Below are 20,828 nucleotides of genomic sequence, written 5' to 3' on the forward strand. Positions count from 1 at the left end.
GCCTGATCTCGCTGAATGGGCTGTGTCTCGGTATCTTTGGGTCAATCAGGTGAGCTGATTCGCAGGCCGGATCACCACGATCTGTAGACGCCGTCCGTGGACCGGTCATCCAACCGGCCGGACGCGTCGTTCGCGACTTTCAATGGAGTTGTCATGACTGTAAGGGATGGTTGGGCGGTGCTCGACACCGCGACGGCGAATGCCGTCGGCGTGAGACGGGCGGGGGACGTCATCGATGCGGTAGGTCGGCGCTCGTATCTGCACGCCGGTCCGCAGGTGGAGCCCGGCGAAGTCGTCGGTCCGATGAGGGGCGCGATCCTCGGGGCGTTGGTGCTCGAGGGTGAGGTTCCCGATCTCGACGCGGCAGCCCAATTATTCGACGCCGGGAAGGTTGATCTGCGGCCGTGTCATTCGGCGTCCGCCGTGGGGGCGATGGCCGGTGTCGTCTCTCCGAGCACCCCGGTGGTGGTTGTCGAAGCGGAGAACGGTCACAAGGCATTCGCACCGCTCAACGAAGGACTCGGTCGGGCTCTTCGATTCGGTGCCAACGACGCCGGGGTCATCGAGCGCCTTCGGTGGATGAGTGTCGTTCTGGCACCGGTACTCGACGACGCTCTGAGGTCGATGGGCGGTATCGACATCACTGCGCTGCAGGCGGAGGGGCTTCGGCGGGGCGATGAATGCCACAATCGAAACGTCGCGTCCACGGCAGCGCTGACGATCAGGCTTGCACCCGGGGTGATCGAACATGCCCCGGACTCGAAGACCGCGGCGGCGATCATCGAGTTCCTCGGCGGCAATCCGCACTCCTTCCTGTCGTTCTCCATGGCGGGCGCGAAACTCGTCGCCGATGCCGCCCACCGCTGTGGAACAAGGGGATTGGTGACCGCGATCGCAGGGAACGGGCGACGGATGGGGATTCGCGTGAGCGGTCTCGACTCGTGGATCACGGCGCCCGCGCCGGTGGGAGATCCGAAGTTGTTCGATGGATTCACCTTTGATGATGCCTGTCCGATGATGGGTGATTCCCTCGTGACCGAGGTGATCGGTCTCGGTGCCTTCGCATTGTCCGCCGCGCCGGCAATCAGCTCCTACATCGGAGGCAATCCCAGCGCGCTGAAGGACTATGTGGCGGAGATGCGGCAGATCACCCGGGGCGGCAGTAGTCGCTTCCTCATCCCGGACGAGGAGTTTCGGGGCACGCCGATGGGAATCGACGTCGAAGCTGTCGCGCGAACAGGAATCGCTCCGGTCGTGAACAACGGATTTGCGCACCGGTCCGCAGGAATCGGGCAGGTCGGTGCGGGAATCACGAGACTTCCCATCGAACCCTTCGTCGCCGCGCACAACGCCCTGCTGGATCTGGGTGCGGGCGACTGGATGGCTTCAGCGGGAAGGCGGTGGGGTGAATGATCTGGGCGCGGCCTACGAACGCCCTGCGCCACGTCGAGAAGCTCGAGGCACGAGTCACTCGCATCGTTGCCGGCTTCGCGGCAAGCGACGTCTTCTGGTCGTCCGGTTGTGACCCGGGGCGGTTCCTCACCAATACATCGGGATCTCTGATCGTTCCGCACATGCTGTGGGAAGTGGACAGTGGAGACGTCATTGCGGTCGACGAAGTGGACGTCGGATACGGAGGAGCGGCGCCGAGCCGGGCGTTCACACTGCTCGGCGAGTTGGGCCTGAGTGATCCGGTGGCCCGAGGGATCGCCTATTCGCGAAGGTCGGTCACCCAACTGGGATGCGACGGCAGTACGGTGCTGCACTCCATCGCGCATGCTGATTGGCCGGGGTTTCAGCTCCACACTCCTACGAGGATCGGCGCATCCTGGGTCCTGCGTGTCACTTCGAACAATCTCCGGAACAGCGTTCTGCAGGCGGGAGCACCACCGCGACCCGGCGCGGGAAAGATCGGCCAGATGATTGCACGCGAACTGGACCGGGTCGATCTGCCCGACTGGGCGCACGGTCGTCGGACGGCGAGGCTGTTCGACGACTGCGGCGCCGCGCAGGACGCCGGCTTCGTCGACCGCTGTCCTCAGCGCTCACCGGTTCCGGATCGCCCACGGACCTATCGATTGATTGTGGAACAAGGACTGTTGCAACTGTGGTTCGAACTTCCGGAACCGGGAGAAGCCGGGGTGCTGTCCCGGGAAGCGCGAGATCTGATCGCGAACCTGGACATCTCGGATGGCCCGCGTTGATGCCCCAGACTGTGAAGAAAGGTCCTTGATGTCGGAGCCGTTGTACTACCACAGTGCGACCGAGCTGTCCCGGCTCATGCGTGCAGGTGAGCTGTCCGCCCGTGAAACCGTGTCAGCGCATCTTGCGCGGATCGAGGAGGTCAACCCTGCCGTCAATGCCGTCGTGACGTACATTCCCGACCTAGCGATGGCACAGGCGGCAGCTGCCGACGAACGCTTCGCGGCCGGGGGGTGGGACGGCCCTCTGCACGGCATTCCAGTGGCGCACAAGGACAACCACCTCACCAGGGGAGTGCGGACAACCTTCGGGTCGCGCATTCATGCGCAGCATGTTCCCGATCGTGACGATCTCGTCGTCGAACGGATGAAAGCGGCCGGAGTCGTGACACTGGGTAAGTCCAATGTTCCGGAATTCGTCGCCGGTGGGCATACCTTCAACGAACTCTTCGGCGCGACACGGAATCCGTACGATCTCGAGGTTACCGCGGGTGGTTCGTCCGGCGGCGCCGCAGCGGCACTCGCCGCCGGGATGCATCCGATCGCGGACGGCAACGACATGGGCGGATCACTTCGTCTGCCCGCCGGATATTGCAATGTGGTCGGGCTGCGACCCAGCGCAGGGCGTGTACCCACGTACCCGGCGGCGGACGGGTGGTGCGGGCTGTCCGTTCCAGGGCCGATGGCGCGCTGCGTCGACGACGTCGCGTTGTTGTTGTCCGTCCTCGCGGGCCCCGACCGCCGGTCACCCATCAGCCTGGAGGAGGACGGATCCCGGTTCGCCACCGTCGCCGAAGACGGTCTGCGCGGTCGAAGAATTGCGTTCTCCGTGGATCTGGGCGGTAGCGTCCCGGTGGAACCGGAGGTACGTCGAGTGGTCGAACAGGCCGCGCGCACGTGCCACGAGGCCGGAGCGGTCGTCGAGGAGGCATGCCCGAGCTTCGACGGGGCCGGAGAGTGCTTCCGAATCCTTCGGGCGTGGCAGTTCGAAGCGGCGTTCGGTGAACTCTTCGATGCGAACAAGGATCTGGTCCGGCCCAGCCTGTACGAGAACATGATCGCGGGCCGGCGGTTGGCCGGGCGCGACGTCGGCCGGGCGGCACTGCTCAGAACCGGACTCTTCCATCGCATGCGCGAATTCCTCGACACGTACGACGGACTGCTTCTCCCGGTGGCGCCACTGCCCGCGTTCGACGTCACGCTTCAGTACCCCGAGTCCGTGTGTGGCGTACCGCAGCCGGACTACCTCGGATGGATGGAGACGGCCTGCCACGTCACGGTGACCGGCCATCCCGTCATCGCGCTGCCGGCGGGCTTCGGCGAATCCGGGACCCCACTCGGAGTCCAGCTCGTCGGGCGACACCGCGCCGAGGACCAATTGCTCGGCATGGCCAAGGATTTCGAGCGGTGGACACAACACGCCTGGAACCGGCCGGCTCTTCCTGGGTCACGCCGGGTTGCCGAACAGCGGGAGGTCGTGTCCCAGGCGCAGTCGCTTCGCGTCGAGGTAGGGCAGGTTGTGGATGGTGGCGGTGGTGTGTAGCGGCACCCGCTCGGTCACGTCGATGCCGCAGTCGACGAGGCAGCGGGCCTTGTCGGGGTTGTTCGTCAGGAGCCGGGTGCTCATGATTCCGAGGTCGTCGAGGATGTGCGCGCCGGCGGTGTAGTCGCGGGCATCGACGGGGAGGCCGAGGCGGAGGTTGGCGTCGACGGTGTCGAGGCCGCCGTCCTGGAGGGCGTAGGCCCGGAGTTTGTCGACCAGTCCGATCCCACGGCCTTCGTGGCCGCGGAGATAGATCAGAACACCGCGACCCTCCTCGGCGACGAGGCGTAGCGCAGCGCTCAGTTGGTCGCCGCAGTCGCACCGGCAGGAGCGAAACACGTCACCGGTCAGGCATTCGGAGTGGACCCGGGTGAGGACGGACTGCCCGTTGCCGAGGTCTCCGTGGACCAATGCGAGGTGCTCGGCGCCGGTCACGACATCTCGGTAACCGAATGCAGTCATCTGCCCGAACTCGGTGGGGATCCGGGCAGTGGCCAGCCTCTGCACCGTCGGTTCGTGGCGCTTGCGGTACGCCACGAGGTCGGCGATCGAGATCAGCGCCAGCCCGTGTGCGTCGGCGAACTCCCGGCACCGCGGGCCTCGCTTGACGGTGCCGTCGTCGTCGACCAACTCACTGATCACGCCGACCGGGGGCAGCCCGGCGAGCCTGACCAGGTCGACCGCGGCCTCGGTGTGGCCGGGCCGCACCAGTACTCCGCCGTCGCGGGCGCGCAGCGGGAAGATGTGCCCGGGGCGGACGAGCTGATCCGCTTCGCTGTCCGGATCGGCGAGCATGCGGACGGTGTGGGCGCGGTCGTGCGCCGAGATGCCGGTGCTCACACCGTCGCGCGCATCAACGGATACGGTGAACGCGGTCCCCATGCGGTCGTGGTTGTCCGCGGTCATCAACGGGAGGGCGAGTCGGTCGAGTACCGCACCGTCGGCAGGTGCGCAGACGATGCCGCTGCTGTTGCGGATCGTCAAGGCCATCAGCTCCGGCGTCGCCATGCTTGCGGCGAACACGATGTCGCCCTCGTTCTCGCGGTCGTCGGCGTCGAGCACGACGACGGGGCGGCCTGCGGCGATGTCGTCGATCGCCCGCTCGATCGTATCGAGCCTCAGGGTGGTCATTGTTCGTTCCTGACCGAGGAGTGTGGCGCACAAGAGAGGTCGGAGCCGTCGAAGAACTCGCCCGCGCGGTAGACGAGCGCAGGTCGATCCGAGTAGTCGGCGCCCACGACCCGGGCGATGAACGCGGTGTGGGTGCCGAAGTCCAGTCGCTGACAGACTTCCGCCTCCATCCACGCGCAGCTGCCGGTGAGAACGGGTGACCCGTGCTCGGCCTGCTCCCAGGCAATGGTCGCGAACTTGTCGGCACCCTTGCTCGCGAACACTGCTGCCGTCGAACGTTGATCCGCGGCGAGGATGTTGATGCCCAAATGGGTGGAGTGCAACAGCGGGTCGTGAGTGGCGGAGGAGCGCTGGACGCAGACCATGACGAGCGGTGGGTCCAGGGAGATGCTGGTGAAGGCGTTGACCGCCAGGCCTTTCGGTGTGTCCTGGTCGGTGGTGGTGACGACGGTGACGCCAGTGACGAAGGTGCGGTGAACGCCGCGCATGGTGGTGTCGTCGACAGTGGGGGCGGGTTGGGTGATCATTTTCTGCTCCTGGGATGCGGGGGTGTTGCCGAGGGTGCGGGCGGGAAAGTCCCGGCCCGCACCCTCGGTGGGGGTCAGTCCCTCAGTGCGATCCAGACCGACTTCTCTTCGGTGAACTCGTCGAGTCCGGAACTGCTGAGCTCGCGACCCCAGCCGCTCTGCTTGGCGCCGCCCCACGGCATCGCGGGGTCGCACAGCGGCGACATGTTCACCCACACCATGCCGCTGCGGATGTCGGCGGCGAGACGGTGCGCGGTGGTGAGATCACGGGTCCAGATGCTCGCCCCGAGGCCGTAGGGGGTGTCATTGGCCCGGGTGACCGCTTCGTCGATGTCGTCGTAGGGCATCACTGACAGGACCGGGCCGAAGATTTCCTCCCGGGCAATGGTCATCTCGTCGGTGACGTCGGTGAACACCGTGGGCTGGAAGAAGTTTCCGCCGGCGAGGTCACCGCCGGGGCGTTCGCCGCCACCGACCAGGCGGGCGCCTTCGGCGATCCCCTTCTCGACGTACGCGGCGACCCGGTCAAGATGCGTCTTCGACACCAACGGTCCCAATACCGTCTGCTCCTGCAGTCCGGGGCCGATCGGCAACGTCGCGGCCGCCGCGGCGAGATGCTCGGCGAAGGTGTCGGCCATCTTCCGCGGAACGAAGAATCGGGTGTACGCAACACAGGTCTGGCCGCAGTTGACCAGACCTCCCTCGAGGTTCCCCGCGATCGCCGCTTCCAGATCCGCGGACTCGGTGACGATGCTCGGCGCCTTGCCGCCGAGTTCCATGCTCACTCGCTTGAGGTTGCCGCTGACCGCCCGCACGATCTCCTTACCGACCTGTGTGGACCCGGTGAACGAGACCTTGTCGACGTCCGGGTGCCGGACGAGGGCTTGGCCGACTTCGGGACCGCCGGTGAGGCAGTTGACCACGCCGTCGGGCACCCCGGCCTCGACGCAGATCCGGGCCAGTTCGAGGGTGGTCAGCGGGGTGTCCTCGGCAGGCTTGAGGATCACCGTGTTGCCGGTGGCGAGTGCGGCGGCGAGTTTCCACGACGCCAGCAGCAGCGGATAGTTCCACGGCGTGATCAGTGCACACACCCCGACCGGACCCCGGGTGGTGTAGGCGAGGACGTCGGGCGCCGAGACCGGCTTGACGCTGCCCTCGATCTTCGTGCACCAGCCGGCGTAGTAGCGGAAGGTCTCGACCGCGAACGGCACGCTGATACCTGCGGAGAAGCTGAGTGGCTGGCCCTGATCCAAGGTCTCCAGGCGAGCGAGACTGTCCGCGCGTTCCTCGATGAGGTCGGCGATCCGCCACAGCAACCGGGCCCGCTCGGTGGCGGGTAGGTGACGCCAGGATCCGTGGTCGAAAGCGGCGCGGGCCGCCACCACCGCCCTCGCGACGTCTTCGGTGCCGGCGTCCGCACAGACACCGATCGTCTCGGCCGTTGCCGGATCCAGGGTTGTGAACTCGGCGCCGGATGCGGAGGGAACCCATGAGTCCCCGATGAGAAGTTGTGACACGGTCATTGTCGCTCCAAATATTGTCGAAGTTGTTCGGGCAGTTGGTCAGTCGATGTCGTTGCCGCGCAGGCCGAGTCGCCGGGTGTCCCGGTCTGGCCTGGTGAAGACGGCGGCGCCGAGGCCACCTACGATCAGGAGAATCCCGGACCACAGGAAGGCGGTCCGGTAGCCGTCGGTCGGGGTTGCGGCGGCGTCGACGAGCAGCCCCGCGAGGAAGGGCGCGATCACGGCGCCGGCGGTGACCACCGAGTTGAAGCTGGCGAGCATGGCGCTGCGCTGACCGACCGGGCAAGCCTCGGCGACGAGGAGGTAGCCGATCGTGTACACGGTGTTGGCGAGCCCGAAGCCGACGAGCATCAACCACGCGGCCGCCGATCCGGTGCCGATGCTCATGGCCACCACAAGCAGCGAACCACTCAGGCACACCACAGCTCCGGTGTAGACGCCACGCGCCCAGCGGGTGGCGACCCCGCGCCGGACGAGAACCCCGCTGAGCCAGCTGAAGAACACGTGTCCGAACGCCGCGACGAGCCCGTAGACGGCGATCAGCCAGCCCATTGTGCCGGACGAGAAGCCGAGCCCGTTCACGAGATAGCTCGGTCCCCACACGCTGAAAAGCGCGAAGGCGCAGTACCCCGGGGCGAGTGCGAGGATCGGCGCCCACCACGACGATGCTGCGAAGAGCCGGCGATATGGGACTCGCACTTCGGTTGCGGACGTGCGCTCCGGGAGGTCGGCCGCGGAGTCGTAGGTTTCCAGGGGCCCTTCCCGGCCGATCAGCTTCCATCCGGCGGCCCACAGGAGACTGACACCGGCCAGGCACCAGATCGCGGACTGCCAACCGAAGTTGGTGATCAGGTAGGTCAGGAGCGGAGCCGCGAGAGCGACACCGAGCCCGGAGCCGAGAAATACCAATGACGTCGGCACCGATCGCCGGGATTCGGTAAACCATTTCTGCACGGCGTGCCCGGCCAGCGGTGCGGTCGGTCCTTCGGCGGCGCCGAGCAGGAGACGGTTGATCAGCAGACCGGCCAGCGACGGGACGAGCAGCAGCGGCAGCATCGACACCGACCACGCCAGCGCGAGCAGCAGAAGCAACCGCGTGCTGGTGAACCGGTTGCCGAGAAAGCCGACGGCGACTCCCGCGACGCCGAAGAGGAGGAAGAAGACACTGCCTGCGAGGCCGAACTGGCTCGGTGTGAGCCCGAGATCCTTCATCAGGGGCTCGGCCGCCAGGCCGAGGACGCTCTTGTCGGCGAAGTTGATCGCCATCATGACGCTCAGCATCACGGCGACGGCCCAGCCGCGGATCGTGGAGTGGGTGGATCGTGTGGGTGGTGCCGATGCCGCGTGTCGGACGGCGCCGACGTCAGAGTTGCGCGCTGCGGTGGACATCGAGGTGCTCCCTTCGCATTGTCATGTCGGACTCAGGTGAGAGCGCGCTTGAGGATCTTGCCGGTCGCATTCCGCGGGAGGTCGTCGCGGAACTCGACGTGACGTGGATACTTGTGGCTGCCCAGCCGGGTTCGGCACCAGGTGACCAGTTCGAGCTCACCGAGTGTCGAGCCGGGTTCACGGATGACGAAGACCTTGACTTCCTCCCCGTGCCGCGGATGCGGTACGCCGACGACCGCTGCGAGACTGACGTCGGGGTGGCCCATGACCACCTCCTCGACCTCACGGGGATAGACGTTGTAGCCGCCACGGATGATCAGGTCCTTCTTGCGGTCCACGATGTAGAGGTAGCCGTCGGCGTCGCGTCGCGCGATGTCGCCGGTGTGGAGCCAGCCGTCGCGAAGTGCGCTCGCCGTCTCGTCGGGTCGCCGGTAGTAGCCCTTCATGACACCGTGGCCGCGCACGAGCAATTCACCCGGATCGCCGGGGCCGACGTCGTTCCGCTCCTCGTCGACGATCCGTACCTCCACACCCCAGACCGGGAGTCCGACGGAGCCGGGACGGGACGGACGGTCGTGGCGGTTGAACGCGACGACCGGACTGGTCTCGGACAACCCGTACCCCTCGAGGACGGGCACACCGTACTTAGCCTCGAAACCCGTCAGCACCTCCATCGGCAGCGGAGCACCTCCGGCGACCGCGTAGCGCAGAGTGCTGCGGATCCGGTCGAGGTCGACGCCGGAATCGTCGGCGCCGAGGAGGTCCCAGTACATGGTGGGGACCCCGGCGAAGAAGGTGACGTCTTCGGCCTGCATCAGTCGCAACGTGTCGGCGGCGGTGAACCGCGGCTGGAGTACCAGGGTTGCGCGCTTGTAGAAGCCGGCATTCATCTGAATGGTCTGCGCGAACGTGTGGAACAGCGGCAGCGTCACCAGGTGCACGTCGTGGGGATGGTCGGCGTACATCACGTCGAACAGGCGGGCGTTGAGCACCAGGTTGGCGTGGGTCAGTTCGGCGCCCTTGGGTTTGCCGGTCGTGCCACTGGTGTAGAGGATGACTGCGGTATCCCCGGGCCGTGTTGCCTCGGTGTCGAAAGTCGGCGGTTGTGCCCGCAGCGCCTCGCCCAGCGATGTCACCCCGGGGAGTACCGAGTGTGCTGCCATCGGGTCTGCGGCTGCAGAGAAGAAGTGCGCACACTCGTCGACGTCCACGAACGCCTGGAGACCGTGTTCGCCGATCGGCAGTTCTTCGGACCCCTCGAAGCAGAAGAACGCCTTGGCTTCCGAATCCACCAGGTGGTAGGCGATCTCCTCGGACTTGAGGAGAATGTTGATCGGTACCACAACCGCGCCGGCTTTGAGGGCGCCGTAGTACACGGCCGGAAAGCTGGGCACGTTCGGGCAGGCGAGGACGATCTTGTCGCCGGGGCCGATGCCGAGGCCGGTCAGCAGGTTCGCGACGCGATTCGCCGCGGCGTCGAGATCTCTGTACGTCAGCCGGATGCCCCCGCACACAACCGCGTCACGCGCGGGGTGTTCGCGAGCGGAATCCTCCAGCAGAACAGCGAGGTTGAGCATGTTATTCCTCCGTCGAAGTGTCGTGGCGCGACGTCATGCGGCGGGTGGTGCGATCAGTTCGAGTTGGATGTTGTCGGGGTCGCGGAAGACCAGCACCGAGCCGTACGCAGTGTGCGCGATCGGAGCTTGAGTGAGCGGCTGATCGGCCGCATCCGTCTGCCGCACACCGAGTTCGGTGAGTCGGTCGCCCCACGCGGTCAGTTCGTCTTGACCGTCCACCCGGAAGCTCACATGGTCGAGTCCGCTGCGCGTCTCCGCGAACTGTGCGCCCGGGTTGTGGTCGTGGCGATGCAACCCGATGACGAGCCGGAAATCGCTGTCTGCCAGTACTGTGGCGGTTCCGCCGTCGTGCGGCACGTCGAGAACCTGCTGGATGCCGAACACCTGCTCGTACCACTCGACGCTCGCGTCGAGGTCGCTGACCGTCAGCGCGATGTGGTGGACGGCGGGAATCTGAACCATGGAAGCACTCCTCTGTGTGACCTGTCTCTCATCAACATGTCGATACGATACGGTTTCGTATTGATTTGGTCAACGACTCGTTTTTGATGACTGACTTCGCGATGATCGCAATAATTGCCATTGAGTGCGAGATCGTATTGCGATACGGTTTCGTATCGAAAGGAGTCGTGAACTCTGCGGTGCACGGCCGCAGACCAACGGCCCACGACCGCTAACGAAGGGGACAGAATGTCGACACCGACCCACGAACCGGAACTCCATTTCGGCTGGTTCATCCCGACCATGGGGGACACCACCGCATTCGGCGATCCGAATGCACGCACTGCACCGAGCCTGGAACTCTTCGAGCGAGTCGCCAAGTCCGCGGAAGCGGCGGGGTTCGAATATGCACTGGTGCCGGTCCAGACCGAGTGCTACGAGGCGTGGATCGCCTGCGCCATGGTCGCCGCCCGCACCGAACGCCTCACCCTGCTCGTGGCGGCTCGGCCGGGAGTGATCGCGCCGACCGTCGCCGCCAAGATGATCAGTACCTTCGACCAGCTCTCCGGCGGACGCGTCGCGATCAATCTCATCGCCGGCGGATCGCCGACGGAGGCGGCCGCCGACGGACTCTTTCACGGGCACGACGAGCGGTACCGGCTGATGGACGAGACCGTCGAGATCATGAAGCGGGTGTGGACCGAGGACGAGCCGGTCACATACCGCGGTGAACACTTCGCGGTAGAGGGTGCCGTCGTCAAGCCGCGCCCGCTCCAGAGACCCCATCCGGAATTCTTTCTCGGTGGGCTGTCCGAAGCGGCCGTCGACGTGTGTGCGAAACATGCTGATGTGTATCTCTTCTGGGGCGATCGGCCCGAGATGATCGCGCAGAAGATCGCCGAGGCGAGGGAACGAGCCGCACTGTACGGACGCGAAGGCGAACTCCGTTTCGGAATGCGCCTGCAGGTCATCGTCCGCGACACCGAGGCCGAGGCGTGGAGCGCGGCCGACGCGCTGATCTCCGGCACCGAGGACCAGGGATGGGGCGGTGCCTGGTCGGATTCGAATGCCCAGGCACGCATGCAGGAACTCATGCAAGCTGACGACTACCGGCTCGGTGACCACCTGTGGAGCGGCATCACCAAGGTTCGGCCCGGGGCGGGCGTCGCAGTGGTCGGAAACCCGCAGCAGGTCGCCGACACCTTGTCGGAGTTCGTCGACGTCGGCTGCACACACTTCTGCCTCTCCGGCTACCCGCACGACGACGAGGCGACCAGGTTCGGCCGGGACGTCATGCCACTCATGCGTGAGCGCGCAGCGGTACTGTCCGCGGGCTGACCGGGCGGAATGTCCGATTGCGGCGGAGGGGTTGCAGGCCTGGGATCCCTCGGCAGCATCGGTGAAGTGTTTCGTTACCGAGGCGTATCTCGAACGGGCGTCGTCGAATCTTCCCTGGCCGACTGTGCCTGCGGAACAATTCGTCTCACGGCACGAGGTAAGGCGCCTGTTAGAGTACGGACGAGTAATGGGTCCATGCCGAAAAGGTGGTGAGATGGCTGATTCGGGCAGCGCCACCCGGGCCGGCAGGCCGCGCAACAGCGACACCACGTCGGCGATTCTCGATGCGACGTTGGAACTGTGGATGGAACGCGGCTACAGCGCGGTCAGCATCGACGCGATCGCGGCCCGAGCAGGCGTCAGCAAACCCACCATCTATCGCCGCTGGTCCGGTAGGCAAGCGGTTCTCGTGGCAGCCATCGAACGCCTCGTCCCGCCGGGAGAGGTCCCCGACCTGGGTTCGTTCCGCGACGAGGTCATCGCGTTCCTGCGGGATCGAGCGGCGATGTACCGGACGAAGGGCGTCCGGCGCATCATGGCCGGCTCGGTCGCGGCAAGCGCCGAGGACGACGACTTCCAGCGAGACGTGCAGCCGTTCCTGGACAGATTTCCCGCCGGGATGCGCATCATCATCCAGCGGGGAATCGCTCGTGGCGACGTCCGTCCGGACGTCGACATCGAACTGCTCACCGCGATGATCAACGGATCCTTCTATTACCGCAGCATCATCGAACACAAGGGACTCGACGACCGGGCCGCCGAATTCGTAGCCGATATCGTCACCTCCGCGGTCGCTCCGTGAGCTGAGGCTGGAGGCGTTGAATGCGGGTGTCCCGACGCTGCGGGTAGGAACCGCGATACCCGTGCGTGGGTCAGATGCAGAAGCTGATGCTGGCCGACCCCAGTGGCAGGTTGAGGCAGACCGAGATCGAACCGGCTGCCGGGGTCGGTGCGGGAGCGAGCGGTGCGGCGACAGCTGCGGGGGCGGCGAGAGCGCCGAGTGACAGGGTCATTGCGATTGCGGCGAGTGTGGTGGCAATTCTGCTAGACATGTGAAGGTCCTTGACTGAGTTACTGCGAGCCGGAGGTGACTCCTCTACAATCGTCCACCGATGTGATGCAGGCCACAACCTCTAGATGAGGTTTTCTCGACTCGGCATGGGTGGGACTTGCGCCGTCAGGTCAATTCCGTTGCGCCGCAGTGGTAGTCGGATGTCAGTTGTAGGAGTCGAGCATCTCCTGCGGTAACGGCTGCTCCATTTCGACCCTGGACCCGTCCCAGGAGAAGGTGACGACCGCAGGTCCGCCCGACGGGCAGCAGTTGGCGTCCTGCTCGCCGAGCCACCTGTACTGCACCGAGACGGAGTCGTCGGTGGATCCGACCACGTCGGTGTAGGCATACGATTCGGCTGTTGCGGTGCCCAGATATGCGCCGTCGTGGAAGAACAGCACCTGGTTCGGCGAACTCACCGTCCCCATGGGCGTCTCCGCCGTGGCCCACAGCAGCGCGGGGCAGTCCTCGCCGGCGGCCTCGGACGCGGCTCCGGGTACCCACGGATCGCCACCTGGTGCGTTGCCGAGCGTCGCGAACGCGTCGGTGACCAGTGTGGAATCGAGGTCGAGGCACGGTCCGCTGCGTACTTCTGCGGCAGAAGCGGCCTGTGGGACCGGGGAGGCGGCGGATTCTGCCGCGTCGTCGCTTCCGGTGCACCCGGTGAGCGCGGTCGCGGCCGCGACGGTCAGAAATGCTGCCACGTGAGTCTTCATGTGCTCTCCCTGCATCGTCCCCGACAGGAATTACTTCGCCTCACTCACTGTCTCGCGTGGCGTGGCCGGTTCGTTACGGGGTCAGCGCAGCGCGTACCGAATCTGCGGGCGCCCCGCCCGGCCGTACTCGGTGTGCCGGGCGAGCACCCCGTCGTCGGCGAGGCGTTCGAGATACCGCCAGGCCGTGACCCGCGAGACCCCGATGCTGGCCGCCACCTCGGCCGCCGTCAGCGGTCCCGCAGCGTCACGGACGCAGGCGGAGACGTGGTCGAGTGTCTGTGGTGCAACGCCTTTCGGGGACGCCGCGCGCTCGTCGGAGGTGCGCAGCGCCGACATCGCCCGATCGATGTCGTGCTGACTCAACGCGTTGCTTCCGGCGGGCAGGGCGTCGCGGAATTCCCGGTACCGCTCGAGTTTGTCGCGGAACGCCGCGAACGTGAACGGCTTCAGGAGATACAACGCGATTCCGCGTGCAACGGCGGTGCGGACCATCTCGAGGTCGCGGGCCGAGGTCACCGCGATCACGTCGGGGCTCGGTCGCACGCCACTCAGTGCCGCCGCCACGTCGAGTCCGCTGGCATCCGGCAGGCCGATGTCGAGGAGGACGAGGTCGATGGGGTCGTCGCTGCCGTTCGCGGCGGCGACCGCGCGCATCGCGCTGTTACCGTCGTGAACGACCGTGTGGACCGAAAAACCCGGAATGCGTTCCACATACGCCCGATGCGCCTCGGCGATGAGTGGTTCGTCCTCGACGATCATCACACGGATCACGAGGCGTCACCCTCGATCGGGATCTCGACGACGATCATCGATCCGAGCGACGGCTCCGTGTGGATCGCCCCGCCGTGCCGCGCCACGACCTGGGCCACCAACGCCAGCCCGAGCCCGCGCTGACCTGACTTGGTGGAGTAGCCGCGCGTGACCGCCTTGTCGAGTTCGTCGGCGGGAATACCCGGGCCGCTGTCGGCCACCCGTACCACCATCATCGAATCCTCCTGACGGACGGTCACTTCCACCCACGCATCCTCTCCGGGGGACTCCGTCGCACCGCGGGCGGCGTCGATCGCATTGTCCACGAGATTACCCACCAGCGTGACGAGTTCACGCGCACTGAGCGACGCGACGGGTCCGAGTGCGGTGTCTTCGGTGACGGTCAGGTCGACTCCCCGTTCGGCGGCCACACCCACCTTGCCGAGCAGCAGTGCGGCCAGGGCGGGTTCGTGCACCGCCGTCATCAGGCGGTCGATCAGTTCCTGCGACAACCGCAGATCCTCGGTGGCGAACGCGATCGCGTCGTCGTAGCGGCCCAGTTCGACCATCGTGATGATCGTGTGCAGACGGTTCGCCGATTCGTGGGCCTGCGACCGCAGCGATTCCGCGAACCCGCGCACGGAGTCGAGTTCACCCATGATGCTTTGCAATTCGGTGCGATCGCGCAGTGTCAGCACCGTCCCCAGGCGCTGCCCCTCCCACGTCACGGGCTCCCGGCTGACGAGCAGCACGCGGTCGGGGGTCACGTGCACCTCGTCCCGGGAATCGTCGCCCTGCGTCTGCCGAAACGACTCCGGCAGCGCGGCCACCGGGACCGGGCCTTCCGGGAGATCGAGGAGCCGGCGCGCTTCGTCGTTCACCACCTCGGCCTTCGCGGTGTCACTGCTGTCGCGGCCGAGCACCACCAGGCCCTCGCCGATCGAGTGCAGGACGGCGTCGTGATGCTCGTACATCTGCCGCAGCTCGTCCGGCGCCATCCCCAGTGTCTGACGGCGCAGGCGCCTGCTGAGCAGGAACGAGCCGGCCGCCGACACCGCCAGACCGATCGCGGCGACCGCGAAGATGGTCGGCAGACTTGCGGCGAACTGGTCGCCGATCTTCTCACGCGTGACGCCGACGGACACGAGACCCGCGATCCGGTCGCCGTCGTACACCGGGGCCACGGCCCGGATCGACGGTCCCAGCGAGCCGGCATACGTCTCCGTGAACGTCTCCCCGCGGAGCGCGCGCTCGATGTTGCCGGAGAACACCCCGCCGATCAGCTCCGGATTGGTGTGGGTGAAGCGGATGCCGGCGGGCGTCATCACGACGATGAAATCGGTGCCGGTCGCGGCACGGATCCGCTCGGTCTGGGGCTGGAGAACCGCCGTCGGGTCGGGGGACCGCAAAGCCTCGACGGTGCCGTCCGACAGCGCGAGCGTGGTCGCGACGGCCGTGACGGCACGTCGGGTGGTCTCGTCGCTGTCGCGACGCTGGTCGACGATGGCCAGCGCGGTCCCGGCGCCGATGACCAGCACCAACACGACGAGCTGCAGGAGGAAGAGCTGCCTCGCGACGCTCATGGGCCGTCTCGGCGGATGGTGCGGCAATGCATTTCTCCTGAACGTAATGAACACAAACTTCTCCAGCCAAGCGATCGCTTAGAAGATTCTTCCAAGACGTGATCGCGGTCACTAACCGGCCTCACCGATCAGCTTGCCACTCGAATTGGAGGACAATCCCATGAGTACTGCGACAGGGAAGACCAAGAAGCGCGACCGGACACACTGGTTGTACATGGGGGTCATCGTCGCCGTCGTCGCGGGCGTCCTCGTCGGATGGCTGGCTCCGGGAGTCGGCAAATCGCTCGGCGTGCTCGGCACGATGTTCGTCGACCTCATCAAGATGATGATCAGCCCGGTCATCTTCTGCACGATCGTCCTCGGCATCGGATCGGTGAAGGCCGCCGCCAAGGTCGGCAAGGTCGGCGGACTCGCGCTCACCTACTTCATCGGCATGTCGACGGTCGCGCTCGGCATCGGCCTGCTGGTGGGCAACCTGCTCAACCCGGGCTCCGGCCTGAACATCAGCGCCGACACCGCGGGCACCGGAGCGGCGCTCGCCGAGAAGGCCCACGGCGCCGGCGGCACCATGGACTTCCTCCAGTCGATCATCCCCACGTCGCTGATGTCGGCGCTGACCGAGGGAAGCGTGCTGCAGACCCTGTTCGTCGCGCTGCTCGTCGGCTTCGGACTGCAGGCCCTCGGCAAGCAGGGTGAGCCGATCCTGCGCGCTGTCGGCTCCGTGCAGAAGCTCGTCTTCAAGATTCTGTCGATGATCCTGTGGCTCGCACCGATCGGTGCCTTCGGTGCCATCGCGAACGTCGTCGGCCAGACCGGTCTCGGCGCCGTCGTCCAGCTCGCCACCCTCATGCTCGGCTTCTACCTGACCTGCCTGATCTTCGTGTTCGGTGTCCTCGGATCCGTGCTCCGCGTCGTCGCAGGCGTCTCCATCTTCAAGCTGGTCCGGTACCTGGCCCGCGAGTACCTGCTGATCTTCGCCACCTCCTCGTCCGAGTCGGCCCTGCCCCGTCTGATCGCGAAGATGGAACACGTCGGCGTCGAGCGCACTACCGTCGGTGTCGTCGTCCCCACCGGCTACTCGTTCAACCTCGACGGCACGGCGATCTACCTGACCATGGCTTCGATCTTCATCGCCGACGCAATGGGCCAGCCGCTGTCCTTCCCCGAGCAGCTGTCGCTGCTGGTGTTCATGATCATCGCGTCCAAGGGTGCTGCCGGAGTCAGCGGCGCCGGGCTCGCCACCCTCGCAGGCGGCCTGCAGAGCCACCGTCCCGAACTGCTCGACGGCGTCGGCCTCATCGTCGGTATCGACCGGTTCATGTCCGAGGCCCGCGCGGTCACGAACTTCTCCGGCAACGCCGTCGCCACCCTGCTCGTCGGTTCCTGGACCAACACAATCGACAACGAGCGCGTCCGCACCGTCCTCGACGGCAAGCTCCCGTTCGACGAGTCGACGATGGTCGACGACGGCCACGGCGAGGTCGTCGAAGAGCAGGCCACCGAGACCCCTGCTGCCGACGAGCCGCGGGTCCTCGTGAAGAGCTGACACCCACTCCGAAGTAAACCTCTGTGCGCCCGGGCGATTCGAAGCCTGGGCGCACAGAGGTTTGTTGGCTACGTTGGTGCGCATGACGACACCTGTTCAGAACATCGGCATCAACACACTCGGCGGCACCCCGACCTCGCTCGGCGAATACGACGGTCGCGCCGTCCTCGTGGTGAACGTCGCCTCGAAGTGTGGACTGACCCCGCAGTACAAGGGCCTCGAGAAGCTCGCCACCGACTACGCCGACCGCGGACTGACCGTGATCGGCGTCCCGTGCAACCAGTTCATGGGCCAAGAGCCCGGCACCGCCGAAGAGATCGAGACCTTCTGCTCCACCACCTACGGCGTCACGTTCCCCCTGTTGGAGAAGATCGAGGTGAACGGCGAGAACCGGCACCCGCTCTACGAGGAACTGACCAAGGCCGCCGACGCCGAGGGCGCCGCGGGCGACATCCAGTGGAACTTCGAGAAGTTCCTCGTCGCACCCGACGGCACCGTGGTGAAGCGGTTCCGTCCCCGCACCGAGCCCGACGCCCCCGAGGTCGTCGAGGCCATCGAGGCGGTCCTGCCCAAATAGGCGGCTTCGCCGCTCGTGCGCCTTTTCGGTAGCTCCCACTACCGGAAAGGCGCACGAGCTTTGCTCGCTGTTCACGTTCACCTGTCACGCTGAGGACCATGACCGGACAGCTGATCGTGTCGGTGTCAGGAATCAAGGACGAGACGCGCGACTTCGCGGCCGCGTTCGCCGAGGAGATGGATGCGCGCGGCGTGCCGCTGTCGCTGCTCGTCGCCCCGCGCCTGAAAGACAAGTATCGACTGGTCAACGACCCTGTGACGCAGGACTGGGTCCGCGCGCGCCGATCCCGCGGCGACGCCGTCGTCCTCCACGGATACGACCAGGCCGCGACCAAACGCCGCCGGGCCGAGTTCGCCTCGCTTCCCGAACACGAGGCGCGGCTGCGGCTGCTCGCGGCGGACCGGGTGATGGAACAGACCGGACTGCGCACCAGACTGTTCGCTCCGCCCCGCTGGCTGGCGTCGCAGGGCGCCGTCGCGGCACTGCCGTCCGCCGGGTTCCGGCTGCTGGCCACGATGACCGCCATCCACGACCTCGAACGCGAGACGTCGGTGCGGTCGCGGGTGCTGGGGATAGGTGAGGGATTCCGCGCCGAACCGTGGTGGTGCCGGGCGCTCGTCCTCGGCTCCGGACGGACCGCCAGGCGTGGGGGCGTGGTGCGCCTCGCCGTCACCGCGAAGCAGTTGGGCACGTCGGGACCTCGGCAGGCGATGCTCGACGCCGTCGACCTCGCGCTCTACCACGACGCCCGGCCGCAGGTGTACCGCTGGGAGCCGCGGATCCCGCAGATCGGTGCCGCCTGACCCGTGAGTACTTGTTAACCGCGGGCGGTTGACAAGTACTCACGGGGCGTCAGGCCACCTCGATGCTCGACTCGCTCGGCATCGTGCGGAACTCGGTGCCCTCGGGCGCCATGTCCGAGTAGCGGCCGTAGAAGATGCCGGTGGCCTCGTTCGCGATGATCGCCTGGTGGATGGGCACCGCGACCCGCGGTGCGACGGCGCGCAGGTAGTCGATGGCCTCGGAGATCTTCAGCCACGGCGCCGCGGCGGGCAGCGCCAGCACGTCGACCTTCTGCTCCGGAACGAACAGTGAGTCGCCCGGGTGCATCAGCCGGGCGGGGTTGCCGGCGTCGCCGAGCAGGAACGCCGTGTTGTCGATCACCGGGATGTCGGGGTGGATCACCGCGTGCCTCCCACCGGTGCCGGTGACGTGCACGTCGCCGATGTCGAACTCGTCGCCGGCGTGCACCCCCGTCCACGCGCCGCCGAGCTGGGCCGCGGTCTGCGGGTCCGAGTACAGCGCCGCGCCGGGGTTCGCCTCGACGAGGGCGGGCAGTCGTTGCTGGTCGACGTGGTCGGGGTGCTGGTGGGTGACCAGGATCGCGTTCAGTCCGGTGATGCCCTCGAATCCGTGGGAGAAGTTGCCCGGATCGAAGAGGATGGTGGAACCGTTCAACTCGACGAGGACGCAGCTGTGGCCGAAGTGAGTCAGTCGCATGAATTCGAGTATGCGCCTGCATGCATGGCTCGTCCCGCTCGTCCGATGCGAACCGCAGGCAGGTAGCCCGGTAAACTTCCGGGTGCCCGGTGTTCCACTCTGGGCTCGCGCACTACTACAAGGAGCAGCACGTGGCCCGTGTCGTCGTCGAAGTCATGCCCAAGGCCGAGATTCTCGACCCCCAGGGGCAGGCCATTGTCGGAGCGCTGCCGCGGCTCGGCTTCGCTGGGGTTTCCGATGTCCGTCAGGGCAAGCGGTTCGAGCTCGAGGTCGACGGCAGTGTCGACGACGCTCAGCTCGAGAAGATCGCCGAGGCCCTGCTGGCCAACACGGTGATCGAGGACTGGACCGTGAGGCGCGTCGAAGCATGAGCGCCCGCGTCGGAGTCATCACTTTCCCCGGCACCCTCGACGACGTCGACGCCGCCCGCGCGGTGACCCTCGCCGGCGGCGAGGCCGTGAGCCTGTGGCACGGCGACGCCGACCTCAAGGGTGTCGACGCCGTCATCGTCCCCGGTGGCTTCTCCTACGGCGACTATCTGCGGTGCGGCGCCATCGCACGGTTCGCGCCCGTCATGGGCAAGGTCGTGCAGGCCGCGCAGGGCGGCATGCCCGTCCTCGGTATCTGCAACGGCTTCCAGGTTCTGTGCGAAGCGGGCCTCCTGCCCGGCGCGCTCACCCGCAACGAGGGCCTGCACTTCATCTGCCGCGACGAGTGGCTGAAGGTCGAGGCCACGTCGACGGCGTGGACGTCCCGCTACGAGTCGGGTGCCGAGATCCTGGTCCCGCTCAAGTCCGGCGAGGGCCGCTACCAGGCGTCGGAGAACGTCCTCGACGAACTCGAGGGCGAGGGCCGCGTCGTGTTCCGCTACGTCGGCGACAACCCGAACGGTTCGCAGCGCGGTATCGCAGGCATCTCCTCGGCCAACGGCCGCGTCGTGGGCCTCATGCCGCACCCCGAGCACGCCACCGAGGCCCTCACCGGCCCCAGCGACGACGGGCTCGGCATGTTCTACTCCGTCCTCGACAGCGTCATCTCCGCCTGAGCCGACCGGCACCGTGTGTGGCCGCAGGCCTGCACGGTGCCGGATCAGACGGCGACGGTTCCCTCGCCGTGCTGGGTGATCCCGCGGCGTTCGGACGCGGTGAGCCCGCCCCAGATTCCGAACGGTTCGGTCACGCTCAGGGCGTGGTCGCGGCATTCGACGAGAACGGGGCAGCGACGGCAGATCGCTTTCGCGCGACGTTCACGGTTGCTGCGGGCGTTACCCCGCTCGCCGTCGGGATGAAAGAACACGGACGATTCGACGCCGCGGCACAGGGCGTGGATCTGCCAGTCCCAGGCCTCGGTGTTGGGGCTGGGAAGGCGAGTGGATGACGGCATGTCGGCTCCCTCGGAGTGTCGTCGGCACTGAAAAGCGTTGTGGCACAATATC

At 66.7% G+C, this 20,828-nt stretch carries 22 protein-coding genes; 10 read left to right on the forward strand and 12 right to left on the reverse strand.

The features are described from left to right. Positions 1-96: 96 nt before the first annotated feature. The 3 genes from ACLIVD_RS05885 to ACLIVD_RS05895 are packed head-to-tail and all read left to right on the forward strand — an operon-like array spanning position 97 to position 3,744. Positions 97-1,413, forward strand: coding sequence for a YlbE family protein (locus ACLIVD_RS05885; protein WP_491932114.1), 1,317 nt, complete (start codon positions 97-99; stop codon positions 1,411-1,413). Further along, positions 1,410-2,204, forward strand: coding sequence for a hypothetical protein (locus tag ACLIVD_RS05890; RefSeq protein WP_283330639.1), 795 nt, complete (start codon positions 1,410-1,412; stop codon positions 2,202-2,204). Before ACLIVD_RS05885 ends, ACLIVD_RS05890 begins: the two co-directional genes overlap by 4 nt. A 28-nt stretch (positions 2,205-2,232) precedes the next feature. After that, positions 2,233-3,744 carry an amidase gene (locus tag ACLIVD_RS05895; RefSeq protein ID WP_283330640.1) on the forward strand — a complete coding sequence of 504 codons (1,512 nt, stop codon included), beginning with the start codon at positions 2,233-2,235 and terminating at the stop codon, positions 3,742-3,744. Here ACLIVD_RS05895 and ACLIVD_RS05900 read toward each other — a convergent pair. The 6 genes from ACLIVD_RS05900 to ACLIVD_RS05925 all read right to left on the reverse strand — a co-directional run bounded on the left by ACLIVD_RS05900 (position 3,649) and on the right by ACLIVD_RS05925 (position 10,353). Beyond that, on the reverse strand, positions 3,649-4,875 hold the full coding sequence (locus ACLIVD_RS05900; protein WP_491932115.1) for a bifunctional 3,4-dihydroxy-2-butanone-4-phosphate synthase/GTP cyclohydrolase II: 1,227 nt from the start codon (positions 4,873-4,875) through the stop codon (positions 3,649-3,651). The genes ACLIVD_RS05895 and ACLIVD_RS05900 overlap by 96 nt on opposite strands. Then, positions 4,872-5,402: a flavin reductase family protein gene (locus ACLIVD_RS05905; protein WP_283330642.1), complete on the reverse strand. Its 531-nt coding sequence runs from the start codon at positions 5,400-5,402 to the stop codon at positions 4,872-4,874. Before ACLIVD_RS05905 ends, ACLIVD_RS05900 begins: the two co-directional genes overlap by 4 nt. Positions 5,403-5,476: 74 nt before the next feature. Next, a complete protein-coding gene (locus tag ACLIVD_RS05910; protein WP_283330643.1) occupies positions 5,477-6,925 on the reverse strand; it encodes an aldehyde dehydrogenase family protein in 1,449 nt (482 codons plus the stop codon). Between the two features lie 39 nt (positions 6,926-6,964). Beyond that, positions 6,965-8,314, reverse strand: a complete 1,350-nt coding sequence (locus ACLIVD_RS05915; RefSeq protein ID WP_491932116.1) for an MFS transporter — start codon at positions 8,312-8,314, stop codon at positions 6,965-6,967. A 32-nt stretch (positions 8,315-8,346) separates the two neighbouring features. Next, positions 8,347-9,891, reverse strand: a complete 1,545-nt coding sequence (locus ACLIVD_RS05920; RefSeq protein ID WP_283330645.1) for a long-chain-fatty-acid--CoA ligase — start codon at positions 9,889-9,891, stop codon at positions 8,347-8,349. Positions 9,892-9,924: 33 nt separating this feature from the next. After that, the gene (locus ACLIVD_RS05925) at positions 9,925-10,353 is read right to left on the reverse strand and encodes a VOC family protein (RefSeq protein WP_283330646.1); all 429 of its coding nucleotides are present in this window, start codon (positions 10,351-10,353) and stop codon (positions 9,925-9,927) included. A 228-nt stretch (positions 10,354-10,581) separates the two neighbouring features. On the opposite strand from ACLIVD_RS05925, the gene ACLIVD_RS05930 reads away from it, so the two are divergent. Both ACLIVD_RS05930 and ACLIVD_RS05935 read left to right on the forward strand, forming a co-directional pair. Then, positions 10,582-11,670 (forward strand): LLM class flavin-dependent oxidoreductase, encoded by a 1,089-nt coding sequence (locus tag ACLIVD_RS05930; protein WP_283330647.1) that lies wholly within the window; start codon positions 10,582-10,584, stop codon positions 11,668-11,670. A 214-nt stretch (positions 11,671-11,884) separates the two neighbouring features. Continuing rightward, a complete protein-coding gene (locus ACLIVD_RS05935) occupies positions 11,885-12,472 on the forward strand; it encodes a TetR/AcrR family transcriptional regulator (protein ID WP_283330648.1) in 588 nt (195 codons plus the stop codon). Positions 12,473-12,542: 70 nt separating this feature from the next. Here ACLIVD_RS05935 and ACLIVD_RS05940 read toward each other — a convergent pair whose 3' ends face one another. The 4 genes from ACLIVD_RS05940 to ACLIVD_RS05955 all read right to left on the reverse strand — a co-directional run bounded on the left by ACLIVD_RS05940 (position 12,543) and on the right by ACLIVD_RS05955 (position 15,770). Continuing rightward, positions 12,543-12,722 carry a hypothetical protein gene (locus tag ACLIVD_RS05940; protein ID WP_164058811.1) on the reverse strand — a complete coding sequence of 60 codons (180 nt, stop codon included), beginning with the start codon at positions 12,720-12,722 and terminating at the stop codon, positions 12,543-12,545. 163 nt (positions 12,723-12,885) lie between these two features. Beyond that, positions 12,886-13,437 carry an LppP/LprE family lipoprotein gene (locus ACLIVD_RS05945; protein ID WP_491932117.1) on the reverse strand — a complete coding sequence of 184 codons (552 nt, stop codon included), beginning with the start codon at positions 13,435-13,437 and terminating at the stop codon, positions 12,886-12,888. An 81-nt stretch (positions 13,438-13,518) separates the two neighbouring features. After that, positions 13,519-14,208: a response regulator gene (locus ACLIVD_RS05950; RefSeq protein WP_283330650.1), complete on the reverse strand. Its 690-nt coding sequence runs from the start codon at positions 14,206-14,208 to the stop codon at positions 13,519-13,521. Next, positions 14,205-15,770: a sensor histidine kinase gene (locus ACLIVD_RS05955; RefSeq protein WP_418339368.1), complete on the reverse strand. Its 1,566-nt coding sequence runs from the start codon at positions 15,768-15,770 to the stop codon at positions 14,205-14,207. The genes ACLIVD_RS05950 and ACLIVD_RS05955 overlap by 4 nt, the downstream gene beginning before the upstream one ends. 160 nt (positions 15,771-15,930) lie before the next feature. Between ACLIVD_RS05955 and ACLIVD_RS05960 the strand changes: the two genes are divergently transcribed. The 3 genes from ACLIVD_RS05960 (at position 15,931) to ACLIVD_RS05970 (ending at position 18,696) form a co-directional block, all read left to right on the forward strand. Next, the gene (locus ACLIVD_RS05960; RefSeq protein ID WP_005244413.1) at positions 15,931-17,316 is read left to right on the forward strand and encodes a C4-dicarboxylate transporter DctA; all 1,386 of its coding nucleotides are present in this window, start codon (positions 15,931-15,933) and stop codon (positions 17,314-17,316) included. 82 nt (positions 17,317-17,398) lie between these two features. Next, positions 17,399-17,893 (forward strand): glutathione peroxidase, encoded by a 495-nt coding sequence (locus ACLIVD_RS05965; RefSeq protein ID WP_219456744.1) that lies wholly within the window; start codon positions 17,399-17,401, stop codon positions 17,891-17,893. A 98-nt stretch (positions 17,894-17,991) separates the two neighbouring features. Continuing rightward, the gene (locus tag ACLIVD_RS05970; protein ID WP_280778738.1) at positions 17,992-18,696 is read left to right on the forward strand and encodes a DUF2334 domain-containing protein; all 705 of its coding nucleotides are present in this window, start codon (positions 17,992-17,994) and stop codon (positions 18,694-18,696) included. 49 nt (positions 18,697-18,745) lie between these two features. On the opposite strand, the gene ACLIVD_RS05975 is transcribed toward ACLIVD_RS05970, so the two are convergent. After that, positions 18,746-19,393 carry an MBL fold metallo-hydrolase gene (locus tag ACLIVD_RS05975; RefSeq protein WP_280778737.1) on the reverse strand — a complete coding sequence of 216 codons (648 nt, stop codon included), beginning with the start codon at positions 19,391-19,393 and terminating at the stop codon, positions 18,746-18,748. 131 nt (positions 19,394-19,524) lie between these two features. Between ACLIVD_RS05975 and purS the strand changes: the two genes are divergently transcribed. Together purS and purQ are read left to right on the forward strand one after the other, a co-directional pair. Beyond that, positions 19,525-19,764 carry a phosphoribosylformylglycinamidine synthase subunit PurS gene (purS, locus tag ACLIVD_RS05980; protein WP_005244409.1) on the forward strand — a complete coding sequence of 80 codons (240 nt, stop codon included), beginning with the start codon at positions 19,525-19,527 and terminating at the stop codon, positions 19,762-19,764. After that, positions 19,761-20,438, forward strand: coding sequence for a phosphoribosylformylglycinamidine synthase subunit PurQ (gene purQ, locus ACLIVD_RS05985; RefSeq protein ID WP_009477892.1), 678 nt, complete (start codon positions 19,761-19,763; stop codon positions 20,436-20,438). The genes purS and purQ overlap by 4 nt, the downstream gene beginning before the upstream one ends. Positions 20,439-20,482: 44 nt before the next feature. Here purQ and ACLIVD_RS05990 read toward each other — a convergent pair whose 3' ends face one another. Then, positions 20,483-20,776: a WhiB family transcriptional regulator gene (locus ACLIVD_RS05990; RefSeq protein WP_105412928.1), complete on the reverse strand. Its 294-nt coding sequence runs from the start codon at positions 20,774-20,776 to the stop codon at positions 20,483-20,485. Positions 20,777-20,828 lie beyond the last annotated feature (52 nt).

Source organism: Rhodococcus sp. G6(2025) (genome assembly GCF_058628105.1).

What these genes read in the sequence shown, in the direction of transcription:
- ACLIVD_RS05935 (WP_283330648.1), top strand. Translation starts at nt 11,885, where the DNA reads ATGGCTGATTCGGGCAGCGCCACCCGGGCCGGCAGGCCGCGCAACAGC.
- ACLIVD_RS05920 (WP_283330645.1), bottom strand. Translation starts at nt 9,891, where the DNA reads ATGCTCAACCTCGCTGTTCTGCTGGAGGATTCCGCTCGCGAACACCCC.
- ACLIVD_RS05910 (WP_283330643.1), bottom strand. Translation starts at nt 6,925, where the DNA reads ATGACCGTGTCACAACTTCTCATCGGGGACTCATGGGTTCCCTCCGCA.
- ACLIVD_RS05990 (WP_105412928.1), bottom strand. Translation starts at nt 20,776, where the DNA reads ATGCCGTCATCCACTCGCCTTCCCAGCCCCAACACCGAGGCCTGGGAC.
- ACLIVD_RS05970 (WP_280778738.1), top strand. Translation starts at nt 17,992, where the DNA reads ATGACCGGACAGCTGATCGTGTCGGTGTCAGGAATCAAGGACGAGACG.
- ACLIVD_RS05905 (WP_283330642.1), bottom strand. Translation starts at nt 5,402, where the DNA reads ATGATCACCCAACCCGCCCCCACTGTCGACGACACCACCATGCGCGGC.
- ACLIVD_RS05945 (WP_491932117.1), bottom strand. Translation starts at nt 13,437, where the DNA reads ATGAAGACTCACGTGGCAGCATTTCTGACCGTCGCGGCCGCGACCGCG.
- purQ (WP_009477892.1), top strand. Translation starts at nt 19,761, where the DNA reads ATGAGCGCCCGCGTCGGAGTCATCACTTTCCCCGGCACCCTCGACGAC.
- ACLIVD_RS05955 (WP_418339368.1), bottom strand. Translation starts at nt 15,770, where the DNA reads ATGAGCGTCGCGAGGCAGCTCTTCCTCCTGCAGCTCGTCGTGTTGGTG.
- ACLIVD_RS05915 (WP_491932116.1), bottom strand. Translation starts at nt 8,314, where the DNA reads ATGTCCACCGCAGCGCGCAACTCTGACGTCGGCGCCGTCCGACACGCG.
- ACLIVD_RS05900 (WP_491932115.1), bottom strand. Translation starts at nt 4,875, where the DNA reads ATGACCACCCTGAGGCTCGATACGATCGAGCGGGCGATCGACGACATC.
- ACLIVD_RS05940 (WP_164058811.1), bottom strand. Translation starts at nt 12,722, where the DNA reads ATGTCTAGCAGAATTGCCACCACACTCGCCGCAATCGCAATGACCCTG.
- ACLIVD_RS05895 (WP_283330640.1), top strand. Translation starts at nt 2,233, where the DNA reads ATGTCGGAGCCGTTGTACTACCACAGTGCGACCGAGCTGTCCCGGCTC.
- ACLIVD_RS05930 (WP_283330647.1), top strand. Translation starts at nt 10,582, where the DNA reads ATGTCGACACCGACCCACGAACCGGAACTCCATTTCGGCTGGTTCATC.
- ACLIVD_RS05965 (WP_219456744.1), top strand. Translation starts at nt 17,399, where the DNA reads ATGACGACACCTGTTCAGAACATCGGCATCAACACACTCGGCGGCACC.
- ACLIVD_RS05960 (WP_005244413.1), top strand. Translation starts at nt 15,931, where the DNA reads ATGAGTACTGCGACAGGGAAGACCAAGAAGCGCGACCGGACACACTGG.
- ACLIVD_RS05975 (WP_280778737.1), bottom strand. Translation starts at nt 19,393, where the DNA reads ATGCGACTGACTCACTTCGGCCACAGCTGCGTCCTCGTCGAGTTGAAC.
- ACLIVD_RS05925 (WP_283330646.1), bottom strand. Translation starts at nt 10,353, where the DNA reads ATGGTTCAGATTCCCGCCGTCCACCACATCGCGCTGACGGTCAGCGAC.
- ACLIVD_RS05890 (WP_283330639.1), top strand. Translation starts at nt 1,410, where the DNA reads ATGATCTGGGCGCGGCCTACGAACGCCCTGCGCCACGTCGAGAAGCTC.